Annotated in this window: 11 protein-coding genes; 3 read left to right on the plus strand and 8 right to left on the minus strand. The window is 43.0% G+C overall.

Annotation, left to right across the window (positions count from 1 at the left end; translation table 11 throughout):
- Positions 1-6 precede the first annotated feature (6 nt).
- Together B3S93_RS09445 and B3S93_RS09450 are read right to left on the minus strand one after the other, a co-directional pair.
- Positions 7-2181 carry a primosomal protein N' gene (locus B3S93_RS09445; protein ID WP_292402509.1) on the minus strand — a complete coding sequence of 725 codons (2175 nt, stop codon included), beginning with the start codon at positions 2179-2181 and terminating at the stop codon, positions 7-9.
- 233 nt (positions 2182-2414) lie between these two features.
- Positions 2415-4028: a Na/Pi cotransporter family protein gene (locus B3S93_RS09450; protein ID WP_292402506.1), complete on the minus strand. Its 1614-nt coding sequence runs from the start codon at positions 4026-4028 to the stop codon at positions 2415-2417.
- 98 nt (positions 4029-4126) lie between these two features.
- On the opposite strand from B3S93_RS09450, the gene folA reads away from it, so the two are divergent.
- A complete protein-coding gene (gene folA / locus B3S93_RS09455) occupies positions 4127-4612 on the plus strand; it encodes a type 3 dihydrofolate reductase (RefSeq protein WP_292402503.1) in 486 nt (161 codons plus the stop codon).
- Here the strand turns inward: folA and B3S93_RS09460 are convergent.
- From B3S93_RS09460 to B3S93_RS09470, 3 genes are read right to left on the minus strand one after another with little or no spacing between them, the layout of a single operon-like run.
- On the minus strand, positions 4609-4845 hold the full coding sequence (locus B3S93_RS09460) for a TIGR02647 family protein (RefSeq protein ID WP_292358603.1): 237 nt from the start codon (positions 4843-4845) through the stop codon (positions 4609-4611). The genes folA and B3S93_RS09460 overlap by 4 nt on opposite strands.
- A gap of 25 nt (positions 4846-4870) precedes the next feature.
- Entirely contained in the window at positions 4871-8848 is a 3978-nt protein-coding gene (locus tag B3S93_RS09465) for a sensor domain-containing protein (RefSeq protein ID WP_292402500.1), read from the minus strand.
- The gene (locus B3S93_RS09470; RefSeq protein WP_292411539.1) at positions 8849-9796 is read right to left on the minus strand and encodes an ABC transporter substrate-binding protein; all 948 of its coding nucleotides are present in this window, start codon (positions 9794-9796) and stop codon (positions 8849-8851) included. It abuts the gene before it with no gap.
- A 173-nt stretch (positions 9797-9969) separates the two neighbouring features.
- Here B3S93_RS09470 and B3S93_RS09475 point away from each other — a divergent pair, with 173 nt between their 5' ends.
- On the plus strand, positions 9970-10218 hold the full coding sequence (locus tag B3S93_RS09475; RefSeq protein ID WP_292358608.1) for a hypothetical protein: 249 nt from the start codon (positions 9970-9972) through the stop codon (positions 10216-10218).
- 12 nt (positions 10219-10230) lie between these two features.
- Positions 10231-10575 carry a pentapeptide repeat-containing protein gene (locus tag B3S93_RS09480; protein WP_292402496.1) on the plus strand — a complete coding sequence of 115 codons (345 nt, stop codon included), beginning with the start codon at positions 10231-10233 and terminating at the stop codon, positions 10573-10575.
- A 51-nt stretch (positions 10576-10626) separates the two neighbouring features.
- Here the strand turns inward: B3S93_RS09480 and tatC are convergent, their stop codons facing one another.
- Genes tatC through tatA form a run of 3 tightly spaced genes read right to left on the minus strand, consistent with a single transcriptional unit; the run spans position 10627 to position 11934 of the window.
- A complete protein-coding gene (gene tatC, locus B3S93_RS09485) occupies positions 10627-11370 on the minus strand; it encodes a twin-arginine translocase subunit TatC (RefSeq protein WP_292358612.1) in 744 nt (247 codons plus the stop codon).
- Positions 11360-11683, minus strand: coding sequence for a Sec-independent protein translocase protein TatB (gene tatB, locus B3S93_RS09490; protein WP_292358614.1), 324 nt, complete (start codon positions 11681-11683; stop codon positions 11360-11362). The genes tatC and tatB overlap by 11 nt, the downstream gene beginning before the upstream one ends.
- A gap of 5 nt (positions 11684-11688) precedes the next feature.
- Positions 11689-11934, minus strand: coding sequence for a Sec-independent protein translocase subunit TatA (tatA, locus tag B3S93_RS09495; RefSeq protein ID WP_292358616.1), 246 nt, complete (start codon positions 11932-11934; stop codon positions 11689-11691).
- Positions 11935-11936 lie beyond the last annotated feature (2 nt).

An 11936-nucleotide genomic window follows, 5' to 3' on the forward strand; every position in this document is an offset into this window, starting at 1 on the left:
AGCGGATTAGATTAATTCAGTAGGATCGATGTCAATCGACCAACGTCCTTTTCGCGCCAGTTTAAGCTTGCTGACGGCTTCGATATGCTGATCGATTAATTGGTGCAACGATGCACGATCTGCGGATCGCATCAGCAATTGTGCCCGATATCGACCGGCCCGTTTTTCCATTAACGCTGGAACCGGCCCTAAAATCATTACCGGTGATGCGGTTTGCTGCAATAATTCGGCAACCTGTTGTAATAATTGCATAGCCAAATCGGCTTCTTTTGCCTCAGCACGCCAGACTGCCCAGAAACCATGGGGCGGCAGCTCCATCTGAATTCGCTCTGTTAATAAATTTTCAGCGATAGCTTCATACCCATCCTGCAGTAAATTTTTCCAGAAAGGGTGCTCAGGTTGTTCACTTTGTATCAACACTTCACCCGATTTTTTACCACGGCCAGCCCGACCCGTCACTTGAGTAATTAACTGTGCCAGCCCTTCAGTGGCTCGAAAGTCAGCACTGAATAACGCTTGATCCGCATCCACAACACCAACCAGCGTCACATCATGAAAATCATGCCCTTTGGCCAGCATTTGTGTACCAACCAAAATAGCGGCTTGTCCCTGATTAATCTGTTTGACCATATTGGCAAAAGCATTGACCCGTTGGGTACTATCCCTATCAATCCGTAAAACCGGTATATCGTTAAAAATGGCTGTTAGAGCCTGCTCAATTTTCTCTGTTCCGACGCCATAACTTTTAAGTTCGGAATGACCACATTCAGGACATTTTTTCGGCAGGGTCTGGATCAAACCACAATGATGACAAAACAAACGGTTTTGATGTTGATGAACCACCATTTTGGCATCACAACTTCGACAATTTGCCTGCCAGTTGCATTCATGACACATCAAAACCGGTGCGAATCCACGACGATTTATAAATAACAAAACCTGATGATTTTGCTGCAGATGTTTTTCAATAGAGTTAATTAACACTGAACTTAAACCATTGTTATCCGCTGTTTTATTGGCAGCAATAAGTTTAATGTTGGGCAGCGTAGCTCCACCCGCACGTTTTGTTAGTTTAAGTAATTGATAACGCTTTAATTTTACCTGGTAAAGTGTTTCCAGAGAGGGTGTTGCACTGCCCAGCACAATGGGAATATTCAATGATTTAGCCCGCATCAATGCTACATTTCTGGCGTGATAGCGCAGTCCATCCTGTTGTTTATAGGAACTGTCATGTTCCTCATCAATGATAATCAGTCCCGGATTGAGCATAGGAGTAAAAACTGCAGAGCGGGTACCGATAATAATGTCCGCTTTTCCTGATCTGGCCAGCAACCAGGCTTGTTTACGATCAGCATCTGAAACCGATGAATTTATAACAACGATATTGGCCGCAAGGGAATGACGGAAACGTTCAACAAACTGTGTGGTTAATCCAATCTCTGGAATTAATACTAAAACCTGTTGCTGGTTTTCGACAAATTCACGACAGATTTCAATATAAACTTCAGTTTTGCCACTGCCGGTAATACCGTGCAATAAAAAAGATGAAAATTGCCCTCTTGTTGCAAGAACTTGTTCAATAGACTGTTTTTGCTCGCTATTTAACGATACGGTTTGTTGTAATTCAAGACAGGGTACTGGTAATGCAACGTGTTGTCTGGCAGTAATTACGTTTTGTTGTGACAGAGCAGACAAACTGTTTTTTACATTGCCTAATTGTACCCGTAATGCTTTTTCACTGAGTCCTTCCGGATAGTCTTCCAGTAAATCCAGAATCTGTTGCTGTTTTTTACCCGGTTTATTCGCCGGAATCTGCTGCAAAGCCCAATAGGTTTCGGTTTGCATTTCATCGCTATCACCCAGTCGGAGTTTCTTGGGTAATGCCGCCTGAAAGCATTCGCCAATAGGATGATGATAATAACGACTTACCCACTGAACCAGTTGCATGATTTCTGTTGGTAAAAAATGCTGTTTATCAATTTGCTGTTCGATTTTTTTGAGTTTAGCAGTAGAAATGTCGCTGGCAGGTTTGATCGCGATTACGATCCCCACCAATTGTCTACTGCCAAATGGAATGACAGCACGCATACCGGGTTGCCAGTGTTCAACGGATTGATCACTCAGATAATCAAATGTCTGACGCAAGGGGCAAGCTAAGGCAATTTCGACGATGCAACTCATTAAACAATACTAATTAAATAAAAGAGATCTTTTAATGATGTTAATGCTTTAGTCCTGTGGATAGCTGTATTAATCCTGAAAAGCCTTTTTATTCATTAAGTTAAATACCAATCCAATTGTGTATAAGTTTATCCTTGCGGGATCGATCTCTTGTGGATAACATTACGACTTATCCACAGGTAATTTTATCCACAGCTTATGCCTCGTTTTATAAGCAAAGCATACCGTAGTTGTTAAGCCTGTTTTATAGCATGATCTTGTTGACTGTTATTAAAAAACAGACTGGCTTTTACGGCCTGCTGACATATTCTTCTAAGTTGAGATATGGCTTGTAATTCTTTTTCCATGCGGGCGATTGAAAGTCTTCCCTCAGCACCTCGACGTAATAACAAAGACTTTAAAGAAAGATAGGTTTTTTCCAGAGTGTCGAGCTGATTTTTTAAGGAAGGATTAGGCTTATCTAATGCCGAAATATCAATCAGCAATAAACACTCCACATTAAAGTTGTTGAGCTGTTGCTGGAGTTGGGCCTCAATCGGATGACCGGATAAAGCACGATTCTCAGCGATAGTAACGGTTAAGGCAGAAATGGCATCACAGTACTGCGAAACCCTTAATAAATCAGCCGTTTTTTCAGCTATCTGTTCATTAATGTGCTGTTGATAGAGTTTGCGACTGAAGTTGCCAATTTTTAAAATATTTTGCTCGGTAAAGGCGTGTTGCTGTTTTAACCAACTGATGGAACGGTTTTTATGGATACAGTGAGTCACCATTTTTAAAACATGTTTATTCAGGCGGATTAATTCAAGTCGGATGGATGTAATCGCCAGGTTTGGAATCTTTAACGTGGTGTTATCGAGATATTTGGTTTCGGCAATATTTTCTTCGGTTGTTGAAAATTTCGTTTTCAACCAGTTTTCCAGTGGATCGGCCAGCTTCCAGATAAGTGCTACGCCTAATAAATTAAACACGGTGTGAAATAAAACCAAAGTGGTCGTAAATTGCACATCATCAACCACTAATTGCTGAAACCAATGGATACTCCAGATTAACGGCACCAGAATAATCAGACTGACAATGGCTGTTAGCAGATTAAAAATAATATGACTGGCGACAATACGTTTTGCGACGGGCTGACTGCCAATAACGGCGAATATAGCCGTCGTCGTTGAACCGAGATTACTACCAATCACAATCGCTGCCGCGGGTAATAAGTCGATAATTCCGCCAGCAAGCGAAGTTAATGCCAGGGTTAAAGTAAGGCTGGACGATTGCAGTAAAGTGGTCAGAACCAAACCAGCCAATGCAAACAACAAAATATCAACCGCTAGCAATCCACTGGAAAAGTGCAAATCAAATAAACTATCCGCGCCTGAGAAGGTCGTTTTTAAAGCCGCAATTCCCATAAACAGCAGGCCAAAACCGGTTAATGCCAATCCAATATTTGCATAGGCTCGATTACTGTTTAATAAGCGCATCGCCATGCCGATTCCAATCAGCGGTAAGGCAAAATGTTCAATATTCAGGTTGAAACCTATCAGCACAACCAACCATCCTGTGACCGTCGTACCGACATTGCTGCCAAACACAATCCACATAGCTCTTCGGAGGCTAAGAATACCGGCATTGGCAAACCCAATAGTGGCCAGAGTAACGGCACCGGAATGTTGAATAAACGCGGTCAGCAGAAAACCCGCACTTAAGCCGCGCAGACGGCTGTTAGTCCAGTTTTTAAGGATTTGGTTGAGCCTGTCCCCGGCAATTTGTTTAAGGCCGTCAGACATCAACCACATCCCCAGCATAAATAAACCCAAGCCACCTATCAGCGATCCCAGCATATTCATCATCTATTACCCGACTTATTGATTTTATTAATTGAATTGATAATACCGGATAAAAAAACAGCGATGCTATGCTATGCCAAAGTTATTGAATGAGGTGACCGATGAAAACGGCGTTTGTAGTAGCAATGGATGAAAATGGATTAATTGGGCGGGATAATGATCTCCCCTGGCGACTCTCTGCTGATTTGCAATACTTTCGCCGTATCACCATGGGTAAACCCATTTTAATGGGGCGTCATACTCATGAATCTATTGGCCGGCCTCTTCCGGGACGGCAAAACATTGTGCTGAGTTCTCTGCCGGAATATCAGGCGCCGGGCTGTGATGTTGTTCACTCCATTGAGGATGGTTTAAATGCCGCAGGGGATGCTGAAGAGTTGATGGTCATTGGCGGTTCATCGCTGTTTAAGCAAATGTTTGATGACGCCGATATACTCTACCTGACTCGGGTGCATGCAGAGCTTGAAGGGGATACCTGGTTTCCCGCATGGGATGAAAGTCAATGGCAATTACTCAGCCAGGAATCCCACCCGGCTGATGAGAAAAATGACTATGCCTACAGCTTCGAGGTATATCAGCGGGTTTAATTCGGTGGTGACATTAGCTGTAAAGCGGTATGTAAATGTTCAGATGCTTCATGGCCGAGATCGGTCAGATAACCGCCATCAGGTTGGCTGATCAGTCCGTTATCAAATAATTTCTGTGCTGCTTCCACCAGACCATCACGAGCGGTTGAATGGTGAATTTTGATTCCTTGCAAATTATTACTGGGATCAAATTGTAATAACACTTCGATCTGATCAATTTTTTGCTGTTGCATATCCGGCTCCATTACCTGTTTGTATTCAGTCTACGCCTAAATTACCGAAGGGTGGATGATTTAATAAATTTAAAAATGGTTCTGCTGGAACAGGTTTGCTAAACAAATAACCCTGCATAAAATCACAGCCTTTATTATTCAATGCCCGAAGATGTTCAGGTGTTTCCACCCCTTCTGCCAGAGTTTTCAAACCGAGTGAGCGTGCCAGCGTAATAACAGCATCGACGATGGCTTCATCATCTTCATCGGTGAGCATGTCAAACACAAAGCTTTGATCAATCTTTAGTTTATTGATGGGGAATTTTTTCAGATAATTTAACGACGAATAGCCAGTACCAAAATCATCCAGAGATAACCTGATACCTGCATCTGCCAATGATTTTAATTGCTTTATTGTCAGATCTATATTGATCATGGCGACCGATTCTGTGATTTCCAGCTCCAGATTATCTGCTGGTAACTGATGTTCGTGGAGAATGGTGTTAATCATAGTGACCAGCAAGGGATTATTGAATTGCACCGCAGAGAGATTGATAGCAATTAATAAATCTGTATGTCCGGCATCTACCCATTGTTTACATTGACCTATTGCGGTGTGCAATATCCACTGACCTATCGGATTAATCATCCCGGTTTCTTCTGCAATGGGTATGAATTCCAGTGGAGAGATTATCCCGAGTTCCGGGTGGTTCCAGCGTATCAATGCCTCGGCACCGGTGATTTTATTCAGTTTGATATCAACCAGTGGTTGATAGACCAGAGAAAGCTCATTGCGAGCCAGAGCAAAACGCAAGGCATGTTCAAGTTCCAGTTTATAAACAATTTGTGAGTGCATTTCTGCAGTAAAAAACTGATATTGATTTCGACCGGCCTGTTTTGCACGATACATTGCCGTATCAGCATGTTTATTTAGACTCTCCGCATCCCTACCGTTATCAGGGTAAATACTGATACCGATTGAAACGGTGACAAATAACTGATTCCCATCAATTTCAAAAGGTGTGGTGATATTTTCAACCAGTTTCTGAGCCACATGGCCAGCTCCATCAGCGTCGGTATCCGGTAATAAAATTATAAACTCGTCACCACCGGTGCGACATACCGTGTCTTCCTCACGCATTTGCCGGTTCAACCTTTCCGCGACCTTAATCAGTAATTGATCCCCTATGGCGTGCCCAAGACTGTCATTGATAAATTTAAAGCGATCCAGGTCCAGATAGAGTAAAGCCAGTTTTTGCCGATGCCGTTCAGCAGAAATCAGTGCTTGCCCCACACGATCCTTAAGTAATGCCCGGTTCGGCAGACTGGTCAGAACATCGTGATGTGCCAGAAAGTTAATTTTTTGTTCGGCTTCACGATATTTACTGATATCAGACATGATGGCGACATAGTTTTGCAGTTGCTGCTGGGCGTTTTCAACACGGCTGATCGATAACCATTGTGGATAGGTTTTACCATTTTTCCGGCGATTTTGTACCTCACCCGACCAAAATCCCTGCTGCTCAAGTTGCGTCCACATTTGTTCATAAAAATACTGATCATGCTCCCCAGAACTAAGAATCGAAGGGTTTTTCCCGGCCACATCATCGAGAGAATAGCCGGTCATGGTTGTGAAGGCAGGATTAACGGTAATAATCAGGTTGTTTTCATTGGTGATAATAATGCCTTCATTACTATTCTCGAATACCAGACTGGCCAGGCGTAACTCCTTATCCGCTTCATATTGCCGACTGATGTCGCGACTGATGCCCAGAACCCCTATCGTTTTGCCAGCTTCATTTTTGAGAGAGGTTTTCAGGGTTTCAAATAATCCTTTTTGTCCCTTTGCTCCATATACGGTTTCTTCATAAAACTGGCTGGTGTTATGTTGCAGCGTCAGTTGATCGCTGTGCCGATAATTGCGTGCTTCTCTTTCCGAATAAAACTCAAAGTCGGTTTTTCCAATAATGTCTGATTCTGTGGTAGCCAAAAACTCCATTACGGCCTTATTACAGCGGATATATCTGCCTTGATCATCCTTACAGAAAATCAAATCGGGTGATGAGTCGATAATACTTCGCAACAAGGAACGTTCCTGAGAAAGGATCTTTTCCACCTGTTTTTGTTCAGATATATCCTCAATAATGGCGATAAATACCTCTCTCTCGCCATAGAACGCTGTTTGCAAATCAACATGAACGGCATACTGACTGCCATCCTTACGCCGGTGATTGGTTTCAAAAATTAACCTTGGCGTTTCACCACTGCGTAATGGTGAAATTAATGCTTTTAACGTTGTGAGGTTATAGTCTGTTTTGATATCCAGGGGAGTCAGCTTATGTATCTCTTCAAGGCTATAGCCCAGATTGATGAGAGCACCATGATTTACATGAATAAACTGGAAGCTTTCGGCATCAAACACATATATTTCATTAAGTGATTGTTCGAGGATTTCGCCAAACAATGCATTCTGCTCGGCAGTGTGCTTTTGTTCACTAATATCCAGTACAACGCCGACAATTTGCAGTTTTTCTGTGTGTTGGTCTTTTACTACTGACAGGTGATCTTCAACGGTAATGTAATGACCATCACGGTGACGAAAACGAAATTGATTGCTCACCGGTTTATCTGACTGCAATACAGTCAACAACGTCTGTTTAACCTTATTAATATCAGCGGGATGAACAGATTGTTGCCAGACTTCTGGCTGGCTTAACCAGTATTCGGCAGGATGCCCAGAGTAATGAATAACGGATTCGCTCACATAGCTCAGACGAAATTCAGTCGTGGTATCTTGCTTTACGTCCAGAATATAAGTGACACAAGGGCTAATGGTGAGCAGGTTTTTCAGAAAATCGACTGACTGGCGTAACTCTTGACGTAAGCGATATTGGTTAGTCACATTGGTAAAGACCAGAATCACGCCAAGAATTTCGGTTCCGCGATTATGATCCAGCCGAATTGGTGCTGCACTATCAGATATGTGATAGCTCACGCCATTTCTGGCCTTCAGTACAGTGTGATTGGATAATTCAACCACTTCACCATTTTGTATGACCAGATCTACCGGATTGGTTAGCTTCTCTCCAGTCTCGGCTTGATATATGTCAAAAACATTGAGTAACGGAAGTCCAATGGCATCCTCTTCCGGCCAGGCAGTTAATTCGCTGGCAACGCGATTCATACGGGTGATATTGCCTGAGGCATCGGTAACGATAACGGCATCACCGATAGATTCCAGTGTGATGCGTAAACGCTGCTCATTTTCAGTCAGAATGCTGATATGAGATTGCAGTTGTCTGGCAGCATCGACTAATGTCTGGCCCACTTGTGCTTGCTTAGTGTCACCTTTAAGTGGATTGATTAACTCAAATTGTTGATTCTGGATCTGTTCAGTCAGGTATTGCAGCGCGTTTAATGGCCTTATAACCAATTTACGAATCAGAAAAATCATCAGGATATTGGCTATCGTTATCAGCAAAAGCAAAGGAGCAATGGCATTGAGGATCTCTGTTTTGGCTGTTTCGAGTTTGTTCTTAATGGAATTCTGCAGTACTAAAACCTTTTGTTGATCCGCTTCAAGCAAAGGTAAAAAAAAGGTTAGCGAATCCCCTTTTTCATTACTTGTTTCAAAGTATCTCTTTTGTGAGCGGGCCAGTTTTACATACTGCAACATTTCATCATCGAGAACCTTCTCGGCCGGTTGGTCTTGCCAGATAAAATACGAAGATGATTCAATGACATTATTAGCATCAATCAATACTGCCAGTTGTGCATCAGTCCGTAATGAAAATCTGGCAACACTACTTCGTGCATGCTGTGAATCATTATTGGCAAGGGCATATTCAAGACTATGCCCCAGTTGTAATGCTGTTTCCTGGAGTTGAATCTTGGAGACTTCTTTTATATCTAACAGCCGATGCCGGTATTCATTGACTGAATAAAACAACAAAATAAAAACAAACAACAGGGTGATGGCCAGTGGTAGCCATAATGTCAGTCGATAGGTTTGAATTGGATTCATCTATAAATCCATTGTTTCATCAATTAGAAGCTGCCGACTATCAAGTTTTTTCTCTAACAATCCAACTTCTATCATCATCTTTGCAACAGACTCAATAATGGTTTTCAGCTGTTGATTAAAAATATTTTGCTGATGTTCTCTTTCCGGCAAAATCAGCTGCTGATAAAGAAGCTCAAGTTCTTCAGTTGAAATATCCAGACGTGGGGCAATTCTGATGAAAGCGTCCTGTGGATTTTTCGCCATGTAGTCCCGAGCTTGCCAATAGCCTTCCAGTAGTTGTTGAATGCTTTTTTTCTGTAATGTTAAAGCGCTATCACGTGTCACCAGCACATCAACGATTGGCGCGGGCAGTTGTCGACTATCAAACAGATTAATATAACCTTGTTGCTGAAGTTTATACGCAACAGGATCAAAGCTTATAACCGCATCAACGAGTTGATTTGTTAGCAAAGAAGAATGCTGATTCACCGTGGTAGGAATGATGGTAATGTCCTTTCTATCTAGCCCTGCCAGCTGTAGAACCTGCGACATCATATACGCGCCGACGCCACTTTGTTCAACGCCAACACGTTTACCCTTTAGCGCTTTGAGTGAAGTGATGGTGGGCTCAACCATCAGTTTGTCGGCTCCGTTGGAAATATTGAAGATCAGGATTATTTTGATATCGGATTGGGTTTCAGCCATCCTAAGTGCACCATCAAGGGTAGTCGCTACCATGTCCAGCTGGCCCTGGCGGAAGGCATGCATAACTTCTGTGCTGGAAGCCAACTCTTTTAGTTGGATCTGTGCGTTATTGTAATAGTGCAGATCACGCGCTAAATAGAGTAATTCGTACCCTGCCCACGGAACAGTCCCTACTCGCAACGGTTTTTCTGTCTGCGGATTACAGGCAATCAGGCTGGATAAAATGAACAGAAAATACAAAATCCGTTTACCCGGGGGCATCATCCACTCCCTCTTAGTTGAGTAAACCCAACGATAGCATAAAAACCACACTAAAATAGTATTTGCTAATATTGCTTAAAATTGAGAGAAAACCCATGGTTTTTCAGATACATGCGTTTACAATATCGCAATTATAAGAGTAAGCTGTAATTGTTGTTTTAATCAGGAGCAGAAAAATGGAAATTCCAGGCATTGCCCCTTTTAGTGGTCAGCCCACATTGACCAATCCCCTATCCTCTGAAAATCAGCTGGTAGGCCGTCAGACACCTGTTCAGCAGAATAGCGAAACGGCATCGACAACGGTTGCTCAGGAGCAGGCGCCAACCAGTTTACAGACAACGGCGGTGGTAAATGAAGCGACCCAAAATGAATCCGTTGGCTTTGATCCGGAAAATCCAGGCGGAACGATAGATATTACTGTTTAAGGCGCTACAACGATGGCTGAACCAAAAATCACACAAGATCCGCTTTACCAACTGTTACGTGATGGAAAAGTTGAAGAATTTAATCATCGCATCGCCAAGGGTGAAACTGTTGATTTAACCAGTTGTGATTTTCGTCATCTCAATCTTCAGGGACTAATTGCCAGCGGTCTGGATTTCAGTAACAGTTATTTTCGTCAGGCAGATTTACGCGGGATTGATTTCAGTCAAAGCATCAGTCTGCGCGGTGCCAGTATTCATGGGGCGAAAATTTCCGGCGTTTACTTTCCAGCATCGCTAACAGCTGATGAAATTAACCTTTCACTGCAACATGGCACCCGAATGCGTTATAAAGACTAGGTTTTTCATCTATCAGTAAGTACAGAGACTGCAATAAAAGATCAGCAAGCCTTAGGATAGCTCTTCGGTAGAATCTTTTGCCTTGGGAAGTAATCTTGATACCTGCAGGCCCAGTTCAAATAATAACCAGACAGGCACGGCCAGAAGCGTCTGAGAAATCACATCGGGTGGTGTCAGTAACATACCAATCACAAATGCTCCAACGATCACATAAGGTCTTTTTTCAATAAGACTTTGTCGTGTGGAAACACCGCTCCAAATCAATAGTAACGTCGCGATGGGCACTTCGAACGCCAATCCGAAGGCAAAAAACAGTTTCAGTACAAAATCCAGATAGCTGCTGATGTCGGTCATTACAGCCACGCCCTCCGGTGCCGCTTGCGTCAAAAAACCAAACACCAGTGGGAAAACAACGTAATAGGCGAATAGTATGCCGAGAACAAACAACACTGTACTGGCGAACATCAAAGGAAAGACAATACGTCTTTCATGTTTATAGAGGCCGGGAGCAATAAACGCCCACAGTTGATATAACAAGACGGGCATCGCCAGCATAATGGCGGCCGTCAGGGTCAGTTTGAAAGGTGTCAGGAATGGTGAAGCCACTTCGGTGGCAATCATCGAGCTGGTCTCGGGTAAATGCTCCAGCAATGGGGCTGATAAAATCAGATAAAGCTCATTGGCGAACGGTAACAAACACACGGCAATGATTAACACCGCCAGAATGCCTCTCAATAATCTATCCCGAAGTTCAACCAGATGGGAAATCAGTGGTTGTTGTTCACTATTTTCCATCTTCAGCCTGCTTTTTATCTTCATCAGAATCATTATCAGTTTTAGCTGAAGGATTCTGTTTGGGTTTTACCGGTTCATCGATATCAATAACTTCATTCAGATCGGGTAAATCATCCGGTTTTTTGAACGCTTGTTTGATTTCCTCGGCCCGTAATTCTTTTGCAATGTCGTTTTTGACCGCCTGAAGTGAGGCATTGGCACGGCCAATCCATAAACCGCAGACGCGAACAACTTTAGGGAGCTTTTCCGGCCCGACAACAATTAAAGCCACTACGGCAATTAACAGTAACTCCCAAAAACCTACGTCAAACACGGCGATTAACGTTTAGTTGAGTCGTGTTCTTCGTGCTGCTGTTTTTGTTGGATTTCACTGTCATCGTCATGTTTAAGATTGCTGGAATCGTTTTTTTGTTCCTCTTCGCCATCACGGACTGAGGATTTAAAGCTGCGAATGGCACTGCCCAGATCACCGCCTAGAGAACGCAGTTTTTTAGTGCCGAAAAGCAAAATGACGATGACCAAGACGATCAATAATTGCCATACACTGATTCCGCCAAATCCCATGG

This window comes from Methylophaga sp. UBA3613 (assembly GCF_002375415.1).
In the GTDB taxonomy this organism is placed as follows: Bacteria; Pseudomonadota; Gammaproteobacteria; order Nitrosococcales; family Methylophagaceae; genus Methylophaga.